This window comes from Clostridium tanneri (genome assembly GCF_033659955.1).
GTDB lineage: Bacteria > Bacillota > Clostridia > Clostridiales > Clostridiaceae > Clostridium_AM > Clostridium_AM tanneri.
This window is the reverse complement of sequence record NZ_JARUJP010000028.1, coordinates 1-19,362: the sequence shown is the minus strand read 5'-3', so window position 1 is coordinate 19,362 and position 19,362 is coordinate 1. Positions and strand designations below refer to the sequence as shown.

The 19,362-nt window shown below is 30.7% G+C and carries 19 protein-coding genes; 7 read left to right on the top strand and 12 right to left on the bottom strand.

The window, feature by feature from the left end:
* Positions 1-19 precede the first annotated feature (19 nt).
* From P8V03_RS16675 to rpmH, 12 genes are all read right to left on the bottom strand, one after another.
* Positions 20-526 carry a DUF4446 family protein gene (locus tag P8V03_RS16675; protein ID WP_318799034.1) on the bottom strand — a complete coding sequence of 169 codons (507 nt, stop codon included), beginning with the start codon at positions 524-526 and terminating at the stop codon, positions 20-22.
* 69 nt (positions 527-595) lie between these two features.
* Positions 596-1,456 (bottom strand): ParB/RepB/Spo0J family partition protein, encoded by an 861-nt coding sequence (locus tag P8V03_RS16670; protein WP_261672324.1) that lies wholly within the window; start codon positions 1,454-1,456, stop codon positions 596-598.
* Between the two features lie 8 nt (positions 1,457-1,464).
* On the bottom strand, positions 1,465-2,232 hold the full coding sequence (locus P8V03_RS16665) for a ParA family protein (RefSeq protein ID WP_261672325.1): 768 nt from the start codon (positions 2,230-2,232) through the stop codon (positions 1,465-1,467).
* 225 nt (positions 2,233-2,457) lie between these two features.
* Positions 2,458-3,234, bottom strand: coding sequence for a nucleoid occlusion protein (noc, locus tag P8V03_RS16660; protein ID WP_261672326.1), 777 nt, complete (start codon positions 3,232-3,234; stop codon positions 2,458-2,460).
* Between the two features lie 124 nt (positions 3,235-3,358).
* Positions 3,359-4,078 carry a 16S rRNA (guanine(527)-N(7))-methyltransferase RsmG gene (gene rsmG / locus P8V03_RS16655; RefSeq protein ID WP_261672327.1) on the bottom strand — a complete coding sequence of 240 codons (720 nt, stop codon included), beginning with the start codon at positions 4,076-4,078 and terminating at the stop codon, positions 3,359-3,361.
* Between the two features lie 26 nt (positions 4,079-4,104).
* Positions 4,105-5,985 carry a tRNA uridine-5-carboxymethylaminomethyl(34) synthesis enzyme MnmG gene (gene mnmG / locus P8V03_RS16650; protein ID WP_261672328.1) on the bottom strand — a complete coding sequence of 627 codons (1,881 nt, stop codon included), beginning with the start codon at positions 5,983-5,985 and terminating at the stop codon, positions 4,105-4,107.
* Positions 5,986-5,994: 9 nt separating this feature from the next.
* Positions 5,995-7,374 carry a tRNA uridine-5-carboxymethylaminomethyl(34) synthesis GTPase MnmE gene (mnmE, locus tag P8V03_RS16645; RefSeq protein ID WP_261672329.1) on the bottom strand — a complete coding sequence of 460 codons (1,380 nt, stop codon included), beginning with the start codon at positions 7,372-7,374 and terminating at the stop codon, positions 5,995-5,997.
* Positions 7,375-7,442: 68 nt separating this feature from the next.
* Positions 7,443-8,069, bottom strand: a complete 627-nt coding sequence (gene jag, locus P8V03_RS16640; protein ID WP_261672330.1) for an RNA-binding cell elongation regulator Jag/EloR — start codon at positions 8,067-8,069, stop codon at positions 7,443-7,445.
* An 11-nt stretch (positions 8,070-8,080) separates the two neighbouring features.
* Complete coding sequence (yidC, locus tag P8V03_RS16635) at positions 8,081-8,740, bottom strand: membrane protein insertase YidC (RefSeq protein ID WP_318799031.1); 660 nt, start codon at positions 8,738-8,740, stop codon at positions 8,081-8,083.
* 20 nt (positions 8,741-8,760) lie between these two features.
* A complete protein-coding gene (gene yidD, locus P8V03_RS16630) occupies positions 8,761-8,970 on the bottom strand; it encodes a membrane protein insertion efficiency factor YidD (RefSeq protein ID WP_261672332.1) in 210 nt (69 codons plus the stop codon).
* Entirely contained in the window at positions 8,971-9,303 is a 333-nt protein-coding gene (rnpA, locus tag P8V03_RS16625; protein ID WP_261672333.1) for a ribonuclease P protein component, read from the bottom strand.
* A gap of 54 nt (positions 9,304-9,357) precedes the next feature.
* On the bottom strand, positions 9,358-9,492 hold the full coding sequence (rpmH, locus tag P8V03_RS16620) for a 50S ribosomal protein L34 (RefSeq protein ID WP_261672334.1): 135 nt from the start codon (positions 9,490-9,492) through the stop codon (positions 9,358-9,360).
* A gap of 596 nt (positions 9,493-10,088) precedes the next feature.
* On the opposite strand from rpmH, the gene dnaA reads away from it, so the two are divergent.
* The 7 genes from dnaA to gyrA all read left to right on the top strand — a co-directional run bounded on the left by dnaA (position 10,089) and on the right by gyrA (position 18,904).
* Positions 10,089-11,438, top strand: coding sequence for a chromosomal replication initiator protein DnaA (gene dnaA, locus P8V03_RS16615; protein ID WP_261672335.1), 1,350 nt, complete (start codon positions 10,089-10,091; stop codon positions 11,436-11,438).
* Positions 11,439-11,698: 260 nt separating this feature from the next.
* Positions 11,699-12,802 (top strand): DNA polymerase III subunit beta, encoded by a 1,104-nt coding sequence (gene dnaN / locus P8V03_RS16610; protein ID WP_261672336.1) that lies wholly within the window; start codon positions 11,699-11,701, stop codon positions 12,800-12,802.
* A gap of 24 nt (positions 12,803-12,826) precedes the next feature.
* On the top strand, positions 12,827-13,033 hold the full coding sequence (gene yaaA / locus P8V03_RS16605; RefSeq protein WP_261672337.1) for a S4 domain-containing protein YaaA: 207 nt from the start codon (positions 12,827-12,829) through the stop codon (positions 13,031-13,033).
* Between the two features lie 71 nt (positions 13,034-13,104).
* Positions 13,105-14,196: a DNA replication/repair protein RecF gene (recF, locus tag P8V03_RS16600; protein WP_318799030.1), complete on the top strand. Its 1,092-nt coding sequence runs from the start codon at positions 13,105-13,107 to the stop codon at positions 14,194-14,196.
* A 21-nt stretch (positions 14,197-14,217) separates the two neighbouring features.
* Positions 14,218-14,481, top strand: coding sequence for an extracellular matrix regulator RemB (remB, locus tag P8V03_RS16595; protein WP_261672339.1), 264 nt, complete (start codon positions 14,218-14,220; stop codon positions 14,479-14,481).
* A gap of 15 nt (positions 14,482-14,496) precedes the next feature.
* Positions 14,497-16,410, top strand: coding sequence for a DNA topoisomerase (ATP-hydrolyzing) subunit B (gene gyrB / locus P8V03_RS16590; protein WP_261672340.1), 1,914 nt, complete (start codon positions 14,497-14,499; stop codon positions 16,408-16,410).
* A gap of 16 nt (positions 16,411-16,426) precedes the next feature.
* A complete protein-coding gene (gyrA, locus tag P8V03_RS16585) occupies positions 16,427-18,904 on the top strand; it encodes a DNA gyrase subunit A (RefSeq protein WP_318799029.1) in 2,478 nt (825 codons plus the stop codon).
* Positions 18,905-19,362: the final 458 nt, after the last annotated feature.

Below are 19,362 nucleotides of genomic sequence, written 5' to 3'. Positions count from 1 at the left end.
TTTATTCTTACATATCTAATTAACTTAAAACTCTAGTCACACAATCTTGTAAAACTTGCTTCTCTTCTTCAGATAAGTCATATCTAGATATTCCCCTATCTACAGGTTTAGCATAAGTTGTACTTTCATTTCTTCCATATATCCCCGTAATAATAACTCCATCATTATTTTCATCAAGTAAAGCAATTGAGAAACTCAAATCGCTGCCTACATCTTCGAATGCTCTATATCTTACTACTGAAACTTTTTGCAAACAAGACTTTAATCTTGAATTTAAGCTTTCATATAATTTTCTTATATGTTCAACTTCCTCTCCTGACTTATCAATCTTATCTAGATATCCAGTAACTAATTCCTCTAGGTTTTTATTATCTACGCCTCTCATAAATTTTCTATATTTGTTTTCAAGTCTATTCAAAGACTTTAATGTAGTGATAAGAATAATCAGCAATATTATTATGCTTATAGTTAACCCAAGTATAATATAACCTTCAAAATTTTCTAGTATCTTCATGATGATTTCCATAAGTTTTCTCCTTCCATTAATGTTTCACGTGAAACAAAAACTGCAATATAAATAATTAAACCTTAAATTTTATATATGTAAAATATCCAATATTCTTTGAAGGTCTTCTTCCGAATAATATTCTATCTCAATTCTTCCCTTGCTTTTTTTATCTTCTAATTTTACTTTTGTTCCAAATAAACTCTCCAACCTATCCCTTATATCTAAATAATATGGGTTTTCTTCCTTAGTTTTTGTTTTTTTCTTCTCTTTATCTGAGTTTATACTCTTTATAAGCCTTTCTGTTTCTCGTACACTTAACCCTTCATCTATAATAGTTTGAGCTAATTTATACTGCTTTTCTTGATCTTCTATAGCTAAAAGAGTTCTTCCATGACCTTCTGTTATTACCCCATCTATTAAATAATCCTGGACTCTGTTATCCAAATTAAGTAATCTTAAACAGTTAGTTATTGCTGTTCTTGACTTACCAATTCTATTACTTAATTGCTCCTGTGTTAAGTTAAAATCTTCAATTAGTTTTCTAAAAGCAATTGCTTCTTCAATTGGATTCAAATCTTGCCTTTGGATATTTTCAATTAATGATATTTCAAGTATTTCTTTATCTGATAGATCCATTATTATTGCTGGAACTTCTTTAATTCCTGCAATTTTAGCAGCTCTCCATCTTCTTTCTCCAGCAACTATAGTGTAAGTGTTACTTCCTTTTTTCAAGATAATAGGTTGTATTATCCCATGTTCTTTTATTGATTCAGACAGCTGAAGTATTTTTTCTTCATCGAAACTTTTTCTCGGCTGGTCTCCATTTGCCTTTATTAAATTTATATTAATAACACTTACTCCGCTATTTTCATCAACTGCATTTTCCTCTAGTCTTTCATCAGGTATTAAAGCTCCCAGACCTTTTCCTAGTCCAAATCTTTTATTCAATGTAACTTTCACTCCTTCTGTCTTTCTAGAAACTCCTGTGCTAAATTTTCATATGCTTCTGCCCCTTTGCACTTATCATCATAGAGCATTATTGGTAATCCAAAACTTGGAGACTCTGCTAATCTTATATTTCTAGGAATTGTTGTATTATATACACTATCCTTAAAATACTTTTTAACTTCTGAAACAACTTCATTTGACAACTTAGTTCTTCCATCATACATGCTCATTATTACACCTTCAATTTGAAGTTCTTTGTTTAATGACTTTTTAACAAGTTGAATAGTGTTCATAAGTTGTCCTACACCTTCTAGAGCATAAAATTCACATTGAATTGGTATCAATACGCTATCCGATGATGTAAGTGCATTAATTGTAAGTAACCCTAATGAAGGAGGACAATCCAAAAATATAAAATCAAATTTTTCTTGAATCTTACTTATTTTACTTTTTAGTATGTTCTCCCTATTAGACTTACCTATAAGTTCAACTTCTGCACCTGCTAGTTCCATTGTAGATGGAACTATAAAAAAGTTATCAACTAGTTCAGATTTTTTAATAACTTCCTCTATACTTATATCTGAAGTTAATAAATCATATACAGATAAATTGATACTTTTTTTATCAAAACCAAGACCACTTGTTGTATTGCCCTGAGGATCTATATCTATATTTAATACCTTATACCCTTGCATAGCTAAATAAGAACCTAGATTTATGCTGGTAGTAGTTTTTCCTACTCCTCCTTTTTGGTTAAATATTGATATTACCTTCATAAAATTCACCACCCTTCAAAAATTCGGTATCTAATTTTAATTATATATTCTTATTAAAAATATTAAAAGTCCCTAAATACGGATTTTCTTAAAATTCTGCTGATAGTTTTAATTTATAAAAAAAGTTCTTAAGCATTTGCCTAAGAACTAAATAAAAATGAGATAAATTAATAAAATAAAATATTTGAAAGTAATTATGGGATAAAATGTTTCACGTGAAACATTCTATTTTTTTGGTATAGTTATAGTGATTTCAATTTTATCATCCAGGTCCTTTGATTTATATTCTGCATTAAGTCCATATTTGTCAAAAACCTGTTTAACAGTATTTATATAAACTTTTGGTGAAAATATTCCTTTAATTTTCTTTTTAGTTACAATGCCTTTTTGTTTTTCTATTTTACTTAACTCTTTTTCTATAAGATCCTCAGTTGCTTTTACATTTAGATTTCTCTTGATCACAACCTTCAGAACTTTTTCCTGCAGTTTTTCATCAGGTAACTTAAGTAATGCTCTAGCATGTCGTTCCGTTAAATTGCTTTCTAATAGCATTATCCTAATTTTGTGTTCTAGCTTTAACAATCTTATCTTATTTGCAATAGTAGATTGTTTTTTTCCTATAAGCTGTGCTAATTTTTCTTGAGTATAGGAATGATCCCTTATTAAATTATAATAAGCCTCAGCCTCCTCTAGAAAGTTCAAGTTCTCTCTTTGTAGGTTTTCTAGAAGTGCTATTGCTGCAGATTCACTGTCCGTAATATCAACTACAATAACTGGTACTTCTTCTAAACCTGCCTTTTTGGCAGCCCTAAGTCTTCTCTCACCTGCCACTAATTCATATCTATTTTCACCTAATCTCCTAACAGATAAAGGTTGAATTATACCATATGTATTTATTGATTGGGATAACTCTTCCAATGCCTCTTCATCAAAATACTTTCTAGGTTGATATACATTAGGCAAAATTAAATCTACAGACACATAACTAATATTCTTTTGCATACTTAACCATCCCTCTTGTGCTTTCCTATTATTAACATTTCTCTATTCTTTTATAAAATCCTTCTATTTTTTATAATTTTTGTACGACAAATTACTACAATTGCCTTTATTATCAAATATTAATCTACTTTAGCGGCTTTTTTGTGGCTGTCCCTGCTTTTCTAGGGTAAGCTTTAGGAGTTTCTTTTACTTTTCTTATTACCACTAGGTTGTGATTTAAGTTACTGTCTTCTATCTCTATTTCTATTATATCTTCTATTTTACCACCAAGTATAGAGACAGCTGATTTTCCTTCTTTAATTTCTTCTTCTACTGATGGTCCTTTCATAGCTACAAAATATCCACCAATCTTTACATAAGGTATACACAGTTCACTTAGAACAGCAAGATTAGCAACAGCTCTAGATACGACGACATCAATAGACTGCCTGTATTCTATTTTTCTTGAAAAATCTTCAGCTCTTCCATGAATTGTTTTTATTTCCTTCAACTCTAACTTATTTATAACTTCATTTAAGAAAATAATTCTTTTATTTAATGAATCTAAAAGTGTCATATCTACATCTGGTTTTACTAGCTTAATAGGTATACCAGGAAAACCAGCTCCTGTACCTATATCAATTATACTTTTAGCCTCTCTTAAAGGAGAAAATTTAAAAATTTTTATAGAATCAATAAAATGCTTTTTTACCATTTGTTCATCTTCTGTTATAGCGGTAAGATTTATCTTTTCATTCCATTCCTTAATCATATCTTTGTACTGCATAAACTTATTATACATATCCTCATTAAAGTCTAACTGTACATCTAAACATGCAGAATTCATAATTTGGAAATAATCCATAGTCTATTCTCCATTCTATTTATATTTTACTTTTTTTCTCTATACTCACGTTCAAGATAGATTAGCAATACTGATATATCAGCAGGTGAAACACCTGAAATTCTAGAAGCCTGCCCTACGCTAATAGGTCTTATTTTACCTAATTTTTGAATAGCCTCTATTCTAAGTCCCTTTACCTCATTATAGTCAATACTCTGTGGTATTAGTTTTGTTTCAAACTTTTTAAACTGTTCAATTTGTTCAAGCTGTTTGTTTATATACCCTTCATATTTTGCTATAATGTTTACCTGCTCTTTCACATCAAAGGTAAGTTCTGGTCTATCTTTATCTAGTGGTTCTAAATTAAAATAGTCAAGTTCTGGTCTTTTAATAAGCTCATAAAAACTGGTCACTTTTTTTAATTCTGATGAGTCTAATGTAGCTAAAAACTCTAACACATCTTTTTTAGGTGTAATATTTAAATTTTTGATTCTTTCAATTTCTTGTTCTATAGCGCTTTTTCTATCTAAAAATCTCTTATATCTTTCCTTGCTGACGCTTCCAACTTTATATCCCATTTCCGTTAATCTTAAGTCTGCATTATCTTGCCTTAGCAATAATCTGTACTCTGAGCGTGATGTCATCATTCTATAAGGTTCCTCAGTTCCTTTAGTTACCAAGTCATCAATTAATACTCCTATATATCCATCAGATCTTTTTAGAACCAACGGATCTTGTTCTTTAACCCTAAGAGCAGCATTTATTCCCGCAATGATTCCTTGAGCTGCTGCTTCTTCATATCCTGATGTTCCATTTAACTGTCCAGCTCCAAATAAGCCTTCTATATGTTTAAACTCTAATGATGGCTTTAATTGAAGAGGATTTATACTATCATATTCTATTGCATAGGCAGTTCTTACAATTTCTACATTTTCAAGACCAATTATTGTTCTGTACATTTCAAGCTGAACATCCTCTGGCAAAGAGCTAGATGCACCTCCAACATAAAGTTCTTCTGTATTCTCACCTTCTGGTTCAATAAATATCTGATGTTTTTCTTTATCTGGAAATCTAACTACTTTATCTTCAATAGAAGGACAATATCTTGGTCCAACTGATTTAATTGATCCATTATATAGTGGCGATCTATGAATGTTATCCTGTATAACTTTAAGGGTTTCATCTGTAGAATATGTTAAATAACAAGATATTTGTTCCCTATCTATGTTTTCACTCATAAATGAAAACGGAACTATTTTTTCATCGCCTTTTTGCTCTATCATCTTTGAAAAATCTACACTTCTTCTATGAACCCTCGCAGGAGTTCCTGTTTTAAACCTTCTAAGTTCAATACCAAGATTTATCAAACTCTGTGACAAATCATTAGAAGGCATAAATCCATTTGGTCCACAGTTATAGCTCACATCTCCTATAATTACTTTTCCTTTTAGATAAGTTCCTGTTGCAAGTACTACATTTTTAGTCTTAAAGTAAGCCCCATTCTTTGTTAGTACACCAACGACTTTGCCACCTTCTGTTCTAATGTCAATTACCTCTAACTGTCTTAAATATAGGTTAGGTTCACTTTCAACTACCTTCTTCATTCTTGCTGAATACTTATTTTTATCAGCTTGTGCCCTTAGCGAATATACTGCAGGACCTTTTGAGGTATTAAGCATCCTAGATTGAATGAAAGTGTTATCTATATTTATTCCCATTTCTCCACCTAGAGCATCTATTTCTCGAACCAAGTGACCTTTGGCAGTTCCTCCTATACTTGGATTACATGGCATAAAGGCAATACTGTCTAAATTCATTGTACAAAACAAAGTCTTACACCCAATTCTTGCTGAAGCAAGGGCAGCTTCACAACCAGCATGCCCTGCACCAACTACAATTACATCAAATTCTCCACCGAAATACTCCATAAAATATACCTACTTTCCTAAACAAAATTCTGAAAATATCTTATCTATTATATCTTCTTCTAAAGTCTCACCGGTAATCTCACCAAGGCTACTCCAAGCATTTCTTATATCGATAGATGCTAGGTCTATTGCTGAAGTATTCCTCAATGCTTCTAAGCCTTGAATACAATGCTCTCTTGCTTTAATTAATGCTTCTTTATGTCTAGTATTTGTTATAATAACTTCATTAGACTTAACTTCTCCCCTAAAGAAAAGTTCCTTTATGCAATCTTTTAACATTTCTAGCCCTTCACCAGTTTTAGCAGAAGTTTGTATTACGTATTGTGAATTTAACCCTTTAAGATCATCTTTATCTATTTTACCATTTAAATCAGATTTATTTAATAACACAATATACTTTTTATCTTTTATATTGTCTATAATTTCTCTATCTTCTTCATCTAATTCTCTACTTAAATCTAACATAAGTATAATTAAATCTGCTTCATTTATTTTTTCCTTAGATTTTTCTACTCCTATCTTCTCTACCAAATCCTTGGTTTCTCTTATACCTGCTGTATCTATAATTTTTATAGGAACTCCTTCTATATTTATATATTCTTCAATAACATCTCTAGTTGTCCCTGGAACGTCAGTGACAATTGCCCTTTGTTCCATAAGAAGTGAGTTCAAAAGAGAAGATTTTCCTACATTAGGCTTACCTACTATAACTGTATTGAGTCCTTCTCTAATTATTTTTCCTTCATCAGCTGTACTTAATATATTATTTATTTGCTGTAATATATTATCTAATTGTATAGAAACCTTCTCTGAAGTCATCTCTTCTAGATCATCTTCTGGATAATCTACCGTAGCCTCTATATGTGCTATAATTTCTAATAGTTTTCCCCTAACACCATTTATTTCTTTAGAAACTCTACCACCTGATTGCTGCACTGCTGATTTCATTGATAGTTCAGTTTTAGCTCTTATTATATCTATAACTGCCTCTGCTTGACTTAAATCAATTCTTCCATTTAAAAAGGCTCTTTTAGTAAACTCACCTGGTTCCGCAAGTCTTGCTCCATTTCTAATTACTTCCTCAAGTATTCTTTTAGTAGCAACAACTCCTCCATGACAATTTATTTCAACAGTATCTTCTGCAGTGAAGCTTCTAGGTCCCTTCATAAAACTTACTAGTACCTCATCTAATACATCTCCACTTTCAGTATCCAATATAAAGCCATATTTCATTGTATATGGCTTTATACCCATTAATGTATCTCCATTTTTACCTCTGAACATATTATTTACTATCTCTAAAGACTTGTGTCCAGAGACCCTTATAATTGATATACCACCTTCACCTAAAACAGTAGCAATAGCCGTTATTGTATCAAATTCTTTCATTTTCCCACTCCTTCTATCTATCTAATATCGTATATTATTTACAATAAAGCAAAAAGAAAGCCATAATACTAGGCTTTCTTTAAATCCACTACGACTCTTCTAAAAGGCTCGTCGCCCTCACTGTAGGTTTTTACATAAAAATCATTTTGAAGGGCAGAATGAATTACTCTTCTTTCATAAGGATTCATCGGCTCCAACTTAACAGATTTTCCAGTTCTCCTAACCTTATCAGCTATTCTTCTTGCCAATCTTTTTAGTGTTTCTTCTCTCTTTATCCTATAATTCTCAGTGTCCAAAACTACTCTTTTATATTCTCCATCATGTCCCTTGTTTATTACAAGACTTATGAGGTATTGAAGTGAATCTAAAGTCTCTCCTCTATATCCTATAAGTATTCCCATGTCAGGACCTGTTAAAAATATTTTTATGATGTTATCTTCCTCTTCTATTTTTATCTCAGCTTTAATTTCCATAGAATTTAAGACATCTCTTATGAAGTTCTTAGCTTCATATATATAGTCTCTTTTAACTTTTACCCTTATTTTTGCTGGTCTTGCCCCTATTAAGCTTAAAAATCCCTTATTTCCTGCATCTAAAACCTCTACTTCAACTTTATCTTCTGTAATCTTTAATTCATTGAGAGCATTTTTCAAGGCTTCTTCAACAGTTCTTCCGGTCATTTCAATAACCTTCATAAAACCACCCCCTAGGCTTTACTAGAGCCTTTATTTATATCAACTTTTTTCATAACTAGTGTCTGTGCTATCTGTATTAAATTGTTTACTACCCAGTACAATACTAATGCTGATTTTAGGCTCCAACTAATAAATATCATAAATATAGACATACTTATATTCATAGTAGCTGATTGCTTTGCCTGAGCACTGTTGCCTGAAGGCATCATTAATTTTCCTGAGAAATATGTAGTAGCCCCTGAAAGTATAGCCAGAAGTATATCTCTGCTAGCTAAATCTTTTATCCATAGAAAATGAACACCACTTATTCCATGTAAATTGTTAAACACATAATAAAGCGCTATGAAAATAGGCCATTGTATAAGCATTGGCAAACATCCACTTAGTGGATTTGCACCTCTTTCTTTATACATCTTCATAATTTCTTGCTGAGCTTTTTGCGGGTCATTTTTATATTTGTCCTGTATTTTTTTAGTTTCTGGCTGCAGCTCGTTCATAACTAATGAAGACTTCATTTGCTTTATATTTAAAGGAAGTAGTATAAGCCTAATTATAAGTGTCATTAAAATTATTGCTATACCATAAGAAACATTTTTACTAGGAAATAAGGAAAAAACACCTTGGTGTACGAACTCAAAGAATTGTACAAATGCATTATTTAAATACTGCAAATTATAAACCTCCTGACGATTTATTTAACTGGATCATATCCACCTTTACTAAAAGGATTACATCTTAATATTCTATTTATAGCCATAAATCCACCTTTTAAAACACCATATTTTTCTAAACAATCTAAAGCATATTGAGAACAAGTAGGGTAAAACCTACAACATGGTCTTTTTAAAGGAGATATGTATTTTCTATATAATCTAATCAAAAAAACTAAAAATTCTTTCATTTAACCATATAGGCCTGCCTTCTTAAAAATATTTTTAATAGCGTTATCTATTTCACTATAACTTTTATCACTTGCGGCTGTCCTAGCTATAAAAACCAAATCATAACCTAATTTTAAATTGCTATTATTTAACCTATAACATTCTTTTATTAACCTTTTAACACGACTTCTTACAACGCTCTTACCAACTTTTTTACTTACTGATATTCCTACTCTATTTATAGATTTTTTATTCTTATATATATAGAGAACTAATAGGTTATTTGAAAAAGACTTTCCCCTTCTATATACAGCTCTAAATTCTGCATTCTTTCTTATTTTAGTTTCTTTCATTTATACTTTGCTCCTTTTTTCTGCAGTTGCAGAAAAAGGCCACAAAAGCGGCCCTTATGCTGTTAATCTTTTTCTACCTTTTTGTCTTCTTCTCTTAAGAACATTTCTTCCAGATGCAGTACTCATTCTCTTTCTGAATCCATGCTCTTTCTTTCTTTGTTTCTTTTTTGGTTGATAAGTCATCCACATGTCGCTACACCCCCTTTTAAGTAAGTTATATTTACCTCTCCACATTACTTAAGTTTATGAGGACAATTACTGAAAACTAAGCTTCCTTAATTTAAAGTATTTAAGCCATATACCGGCTTTTTAAGGTTTTACTATTAAATTATATATTCATGAAGTTCCAATGTCAATATAAATTCTGTAACAACTAAAAGGTATAAAAATTTACCTGTTAATATTTTTTATTACTTTTTTTGTGGATAACTTCTTGAATAGGTTGTCAGGTTTTGATATTATTAATAGAGAGTTGTGAATAACTTTTATTTTTAACTACTTATCCACAACTGTTGATAACTTTGTGTATAACTTGTTCAATTTACTCTTGAAACTAGTATTTTATTCATATTATTGACTGATTTTCTGAGACTATTCACTATTTATGATGTTAATACTTTATTTTTCAAATTTGTTGATAACTTTTTTTATTTTAAATTGTAAACAAATTTATTAACATGTGAATATTTTAATGAACATTTGTCAAAAAAATATAATGGTGTTTATAATTTTGTTTATATACTGTTAATTTTTATTTTTTATCATTCTAGACTGGAGGATATAAGATGAATGCCCATCCAAAAGAAATATGGGAAAAGACTCTAAACATAATAAAAGGTGAACTTACAGAAGTAAGTTTTAACACATGGATTAAAAGTATAGATCCTATATCAATAGAAAATGACACCGTAAAATTAGGTGTTCCAAATGATTTTACTCGTGGAATACTTAATAGCAGATACAAAGATTTAATAGTTAATGCATTAAAACTTATAACATCAAAGAAGTATAATGTACAATTTACTATACTTTCTGAAGAAGATGTTGAATCCGATGAACCGAAACAAAAAAAAGAAAGAAAATCTAATATTATAGTTAATGATGAAATGTCTACTATGTTGAATCCGAAATATACTTTTAACTCTTTTGTCATTGGCAATAGCAATAGATTTGCCCATGCAGCGTCTTTAGCAGTAGCAGAAGCCCCTGCAAAGGCTTATAATCCCCTATTCATATATGGTGGAGTTGGTCTTGGAAAAACCCACTTAATGCATGCTATAGGGCATTACATACTAGAAAATAACCCAAGCTCAAAAGTTATGTATGTTTCCTCTGAGAAATTTACAAATGAGCTGATAAATTCGATTAAGGATGATAAAAATGAGCAATTTAGAAATAAATATAGAAACATAGATGTTCTATTAATCGATGATGTTCAATTTATTGGTGGTAAAGAAAGAACTCAGGAAGAATTTTTCCATACTTTTAATGCATTACACGAAGCTAACAAGCAAATAATTCTTTCAAGCGATAGACCACCAAAAGAAATCCCTACTCTCGAAGATAGATTGCGATCTAGATTTGAATGGGGACTTATAGCAGATATTCAACCACCAGATTTTGAAACCAGGATGGCTATCCTTAAGAAAAAAGCAGACGTAGAAAACCTAAATATACCGAATGAGGTTATGGTTTATATAGCTACAAAGATTAAAGCCAATATTAGAGAACTTGAAGGTGCTTTAATAAGAATTGTAGCATTTTCTTCTTTAACTAATAAAGAAATAAGTGTAGATCTAGCTTCAGAGGCACTAAAAGACATAATATCTAGTAAACAATCTAAACAAGTAACTATTGATTTAATTCAAGATGTAGTTGCAAATTACTTTAGTCTTAAAGTAGATGACTTAAAGTCTTCAAGAAGAACTAGAAATATAGCATTCCCAAGACAAATAGCTATGTACCTATGCAGAAAACTCACAGATATGTCGCTTCCTAAGATCGGAGAGGAGTTTGGCGGAAGAGATCACACTACAGTAATACATGCCTACGAAAAAATATCTGAAAATCTAAAGGTAGATGAAGGTCTACAAAATTCTGTAAGTGATCTTACTAAAAGAATAAACCAAAAATAAATTATTAACATGTGTTTATATTAGTTATATAATACATTGTGGATAACGAAATATAATCTATTTTGTTTTTACTTATGTGGATAAAGTCAATTTTTTATGATTTACTTATCCACAATTATTTTTTCTCAAAATTTAAGTGTATCAACAGCCTTATGGGTTATCCACATAACCACAGGCCCTACTACTATTACTACTAATAGTTAATAATTATCTAATCTAATACTATATCAAATTTATTGTGAATAAGGAGGCTACAAATAATGAAGTTCACATGTGAAAAATCAATATTACAAGAAGGTATATCCACAGCCCAAAAAGCTGTTACAGGAAAATCTACAATGCCTATTTTAAATGGAATTTTAATAAAAGCTAAGAATAATGAAATAACTTTAATTGGTTCAGATATAGATTTAAGTATAGAAACAAAAATAAAAGCTGAAATAATAGAAGAAGGAAATATAGTTATTGATGCAAGATTGTTTGGTGAAATAATTAGAAAGTTACCTAATGATGTAGTCAGCATAAACACAATAGAGAATAATTCTATAGAAATATTATGCCAAAAGTCTAGATTTACTCTCATACATATGAATGGAGAAGACTTTCCGTTACTTCCAAGTATTAATGAAAATATGATATTCTCTGTACCTCAAAGAATACTGAGAAATATGATAAAAAGTACGATATTTGCAACAGCACAGGATGAAACAAGGCCAATACTTACTGGCGTTTTATTTGAAATCAATAATAATAATTTAAATTTAGTAGCACTTGATGGTTATAGATTGGCTGTAAGATCTGAAAATTTAAGTACGGATAATGTCATAAGTGCAGTAATTCCAGGAAAAACTTTAAGTGAAGTATCTAAGATACTAGAAGAAGATGATGAAAATGTAAATATAACATTTACACCTAACCACATATTGTTTAATCTAGGTTACACTAAAATAATATCCAGACTTTTAGAAGGTGAGTTTATAAGATATAATTCTATAATTCCTGAAGAATATAATCTTAAGGTTATAGCAAAAAGAGGCGATTTATTACATTGCATAGAAAGAGCATCATTAATGGCTAAGGATGGTAACACAAACCTTATTAAATTAAGCATGGAAGAAGAAAATATGATTATAACATCTAATTCTCAATTGGGAATGGTAAGAGAAGAATTAAATATAATTTTGCAAGGTCAGTCTCTTCAAATTGCATTTAATTCTAAATATCTTATAGATGTTTTAAAAATTATGGAAGAAGAAGAGATTGTTATGGAATTCTCTAGTAGTGTAAGCCCTTGCGTTATTAGAAACAAAGAAATAAATAATTGTACTTATTTGGTATTACCTGTAAGGCTATTAAATAGTTAAATATAAATAAATGGAGATAGAAAGATGAAAGAAATAAAAATAAATACAGATTTTATAAAATTAGACTCATTCTTAAAATGGGTTGGAGCTGTATCATTAGGATCTGAGGCTAAAATGCTAATTCAAGAAGGTCATGTTAAAGTAAATGGAGAAATTGAAACTAGAAGAGGTAAAAAACTTAAGAGTGGTGACACTATTGATTTTGATGGAGAAATATATAGTATCTTGTAGTTTGCTGAGTAAAGATTTATTGTTAATTGTTAATTAAATATATTGTGATATAATTATATTTGGGTGTTTTTATGTATATTAAGTATTTACAACTTGCTAATTTTAGAAATTACAAAGAGTTAAGTGTCGATTTAAATAAAAGTATAAATGTTTTTATAGGCGATAACGCCCAAGGAAAAACAAACATTCTAGAAAGTATATATTATTGCAGTATTGGAAAGTCGCCTAGAACAACTAAGGATAAGGAACTTATAAATTGGAATGGAAAAGAGGCTTACATAAAAGTATATGTGGCAAAGGAAAGACTTGATAAAAAAATAGAGATAAAAATATTTAAAGAAGGAAAAAAAGGCATTAATGTAAATTCCATTAAGTTGAATAAAATTTCGGAATTAATTGGTGTTTTTAATGTGGTAATGTTTTCGCCAGAGGACTTAAAAATAGTTAAAGAATCTCCATTATACAGGAGGAAATTTCTAGATATAGAGTTGTGCAAATTAAGTAAAAAGTATTATTTCAACTTAGTCCAATATAATAAGGCATTAAATGAGAGAAATGCTATATTGAGAAGATGGAACGAACATAGCGGAAATATGCTTCAGGTCTATGATGAACAACTCTCTAAGTATGGAGCAGTTATTATCAAATTAAGAGAACAATATGTAAAAAAGCTAAGCGAAAAGGGTAGAATAATACATAGTGATATAACTACCGGTGCTGAGAATATAGAGTTTAAGTATGTTACGTCCATAAAAAACATGGATAAGGCAGAAGAGGAACTATTAGAGTTTTTTGCAGCAAATAGGAAAAAAGATATTGAAAAAAGAGTTACTTCTTTAGGACCTCATAGAGATGACTTTGATATAAGTATAAATGGAGTAGATACAAGAAGCTTTGGTTCACAAGGGCAACAAAGAACATCTGTTTTAACTATTAAGTTTGCCTCTTTGGAAATAATAAAAGATGTTACAGGGGAATATCCTGTACTTTTACTTGATGATGTATTATCTGAACTTGATATGAATAGGCAAAAATATATATTAAGCTCTATTAAGAACGTGCAAACTTTTATAACATGTACAGGTATTGGAGATATAAAAAGTTATTTAAAGGATGAGGCACAATTATTTATGGTTAAAAATGGAATAGTGAGCAAAGTTTAGAGTTTGAAAGGAGATTATTTTATGTTCCTACATTTAGGAGAAAATATAGTTGTACCAATAAAAGATATAATCGGTATATTTGATGTTGAAACTTCAATGTATAGTTCTGATACTATTCAATTTTTAAGAATGGCAGAAGAGGACGGATTTGTTCAAAGAATTACGAAAGATAAACCTAAATCTTTTATTATCGCCGAAGTTGATAAGAAGAGTAAGATTTATTTATCGCCTATATCTTCATCCACGTTAAACAAAAGATCAGAAACTTTATACTACGAACTTTAAGATAGGAGGATGAATATGTCTGAAAATAAAAATGAAGTTTATGATGAAAGTCAGATACAGGTATTAGAAGGGTTAGAAGCAGTAAGAAAAAGGCCAGGAATGTATATAGGTAGTACAAATGCAAGAGGGCTTCATCACTTAGTATACGAAATAGTTGATAACAGTATAGATGAGGCATTGGCGGGTTTTTGCGAAAATATAGATGTTTACATACATGAAGATAACTCCATAACTGTAGTTGATGATGGAAGGGGAATGCCTGTTGGAATACATCCTAAGATGCAAAAGCCTACTGTAGAAGTTATAATGACAGTACTTCATGCTGGAGGAAAATTTGGTGGTGGAGGATATAAAGTATCTGGTGGACTTCATGGTGTTGGAGCTTCAGTTGTAAATGCTTTGTCTGAGCTTTGTGAAGTTGAAGTTAAAAGAGAAGGACACATATGGAAACAAGTTTACAATAGAGGTAAAGCTGTAACAGACCTAGATTCTGTTGGTAATACTGAAGAACATGGAACAAAAACTCATTTCAAGCCAGATACTCAGATATTTGAGGAAACAGAGTATGACTATGATACTTTAGCTCAAAGGCTTAGAGAACTTGCCTTTCTAAATAAAGGAATAAGTATAACTTTATCAGATGAACGAAATGACAAGAAAGAAGTTTTTTACTATGAGGGCGGCATAAAATCATTTGTAGAGTATCTAAATAGAAACAAGGAAACCATTCAAAAAGAACCAATATATGTAGAAGGTAAGAAAGATGATTACAGCGTAGAGGTTGCTATTCAGTATAATGATGGGTATATTGAAAATATATTCTCTTTTGCTAATAATATAGACACTGCAGAAGGTGGAACACATCTATCCGGATTTAAATCGGCTCTAACTCGGGTTCTTAATGATTACGCAAAAAAGTTTGGAATATTAAAAGAAAGTGACAAAAACTTATCTGGAGAAGATATTAGAGAAGGTTTAACTGCAGTTGTATCAGTTAAACTTATTGATCCTCAATTTGAAGGTCAAACTAAAACTAAACTTGGAAATAGCGAAGTTCGTGGAATAGTTGACAACATAGTTGGTGAAGGAGTAAGTTCTTTCTTAGAAGAGAATCCTCAAATAGCTAAATCAATACTTGAAAAAGGATTAATGGCAGCAAGAGCAAGAGAAGCAGCTAGAAAAGCAAGAGAGCTTACAAGACGTAAATCTGTATTAGAAAGTACCTCCTTACCTGGTAAGCTAGCAGACTGTTCTTCTAAGGACCCTAAGGAATGTGAAATCTACTTGGTAGAGGGAGATTCTGCAGGTGGTTCAGCTAAACAGGGAAGAAATAGAAGATTTCAAGCTATATTACCTCTTCGTGGTAAAATAATGAATGTTGAAAAACAAAGATTAGATAAGATTTTAGGCTATGAAGAAATAAGATCTATGATAACAGCATTCGGTGGAGGAATAGGTAAAGACTTTGATATAGAAAAAATAAGATACGATAGAATAATTATAATGACAGATGCAGATGTAGATGGTGCACATATAAGAACATTGTTACTTACATTTTTTTATAGGTATATGAAGGAACTAGTGGACCAAGGACATGTATATGTAGCTCAACCACCACTTTATAAGCTTACTAAAAATAAAAAAGATTACTATGCATATAGTGATAAAGAATTAGAGCAATTACTTCAAGATGTAGGCGGAAAAGATAATAATACAAATATTCAAAGATACAAAGGTCTTGGAGAAATGGATGCCACACAGCTTTGGGATACTACTATGAATCCAGAAGAAAGAGTTCTACTTCAAGTAACAGTAGATGATGCTATGGCAGCTGATGAAATTTTCACTATACTTATGGGTGACAAGGTAGAGCCTCGTAGAGAGTTCATACAAGAAAATGCGAAAAAAGTTATAAACCTAGATATATAATAAAGAGGTGTAATTGATGTTTAATGAAGGAAAGGTTTTACCGATAGAGATAAGCCATGAAATGAAAAAAAGCTATATAGACTATGCCATGAGTGTTATCGTAGGTCGTGCATTACCAGATGTAAGAGATGGTTTAAAGCCTGTACATAGAAGAATTCTTTATTCAATGTATCAACTTGGATTAACTCCAGAAAAGGGATTTAGAAAGTGCGCAAGAATTGTTGGAGACGTGTTGGGTAAATATCATCCTCATGGAGACACAGCAGTTTATGATGCATTAGTTAGATTAGCACAGGATTTCTCTATTAGATATACACTTATTAATGGTCATGGAAACTTTGGATCTGTTGATGGTGATAGTGCCGCTGCAATGAGATATACAGAGGCTAAAATGAATAAAATAACACTGGAAATGTTAAGAGATATTAATAAAAATACAGTAGATTTTGTTCCAAATTTTGATGGAGAAGAACAAGAGCCTTCTGTAGTACCTTCAAGATTTCCTAACTTACTTGTTAATGGTTCAGCGGGAATTGCAGTAGGTATGGCTACTAATATACCGCCACATAACTTAACAGAAGTTATAAATGGAATAAATATTCTAATTGACAACCCAGAGTGTTCTATTTTAGATCTAATGTCTGAAATTAAGGGACCAGACTTTCCAACTTCAGGAATAATACACGGTACTTCAGGAATTAGATCTGCTTATGAAACTGGAAGAGGAAAAGTTGTTGTAAGAGCAAGAGCTGAGATAGAAGAAGAAAAGGGAAGACATAGAATTATCGTAACTGAGATACCTTATCAGGTTAATAAAGCAAGATTAATAGAAAATATAGCAGACTTAGTTAAAGACAAAAGAATAGAAGGTATATCAGACTTAAGAGATGAATCAGACAGAGATGGTATGAGAATAGTAATAGAACTAAAAAGGGATGCAAATCCTAATATAGTACTAAATCAACTTTATAAGCATACTAAGATGCAAGATACGTTTGGTATCATTATGCTTGCTTTAGTAAATAATGAACCTCAAGTTTTAAATTTAAAACAAGTTCTTGTTCACTATTTAGATTTTCAAAAGGAAGTTATAAGAAGAAGAACTAAGTTTGATCTAGATAAGGCCCTTGCTCGTGCTCATATCTTAGAAGGGTTAAGAATTGCACTTGATCATATAGACGAAGTTATAAACCTAATAAGAGCATCAAGAAATACTGAAGAAGCTAGAAATGGACTTATAAGTAAGTTTAACTTATCTGAAAAACAAGCTCAGGCCATACTTGATATGAGATTACAAAGACTTACGGGATTAGAAAGAGAAAAAATTGAAGATGAATACAATGAATTAATGAAGAGTGTTACTTATTTTAGAGAAGTTCTAGAAAAAGAAGAGCTAGTATTAAAAATAATAAAAGAAGAATTAATGGAAATAAAGAGCAAATATGGTGACGAAAGAAAAACAGAGATACAGAAAAATGACAATGAGATTAATATAGAGGATTTAATACAAGAACAAGAAGTAGTTATAACCCTTACTCATGCTGGCTACATAAAGAGAATAGCTGCAGATACCTATTCAGCTCAAAAAAGAGGGGGAAAGGGAATACAGGCAATGGCTACAAAAGAAGATGATTTTGTAGAGCACATGTTTATTACTTCTACTCATAACATTATTTTATTCTTTACCAACAAAGGAAGAGTATATAAGTTAAAAGGATATGAAATACCAGAGGCAGGAAGAACTGCAAAGGGAACCAATCTTATAAATTTAATACCTATGGAAGCTGAGGAACGAATACAAGCAGTTATAACCTTTAAAGAAGTGGATAAAAATAATTATTTCATAATGGGAACAAAAGAAGGATTAGTAAAGAAGACTCAGGTAAGCCAATATTCTTCAGCAAGAAAGAATGGTATAAATGCAATAAACCTAAAAGATGGAGATGAACTTATAGGTGTTAGAATGACCACAGGAGAAAGTGAAATAATTATATTCACTAGAAATGGCTACGCTATAAGATTTAATGAAACAGACGTAAGGCCTATGGGAAGAACCGCCACTGGGGTAAGAGGTATAACCCTAAGAGAAGGGGACATAGCTGTTACTATGGATATCGTGGAAGAGGATCATGATGTTCTAGTTATAAGTGAAAATGGATTCGGAAAAAGAACACCAGTAACAGAATATACTGCCCATAGAAGAGGTGGAAAAGGAATAATAACTTATAAGATAACAGAAAAAACAGGTTCTATTGTTGGTGCAAGGGTTGTAAAAGACGGAGACGAGATGATGCTCATCAACAGTAGTAATGTTGCTATAAGACTTAATGTATCTGATATATCAACAACAAGCAGAAACGCTATGGGTGTTACGTTGATGAAAACAGAAGAGGATGAAAAAGTTGTAGCTACCGCAAAAATTAACTGCGAAGATGCAGTTGAAGTTGAAGAAATATTAGATAGCGATGTTGAAAATGATATAAATAAACTATAATAATAATTCCCTGTTTGTAGGATAAGACTTAAAGTCTGATTAAGACAAATAAGTCTCTTCTAAAGACAGGGAATTATTATTTTTTATAATAAAAGGATTGATATAGCTGATAACAAGTAAAACTATTCCTGGTGTATCAATATATAAAAAATGGAGTAAAGCTTAGATACAAATAGAAATATAATGATAAGTTATATAAAATAAGTTTGAACTTAATATATATATTTTATTTTTTGATAAAATATGTTTTGTCCTTAGCAAACAGGACAAAGACTTAATTTTACTTAGAAAATTATTGACAAGATTAAAATTAAGTTTTAAGATGTAAAAGTCATCAAAAACGATGATTAAACCAAAAAATATTATTGACAAGTAATAACTTGTATGGTAATATTAAAAAGGTTCAATGATCCTTGAAAATTAAACAGAGTAAGGTAAGTAAAACTTATCTATAATAT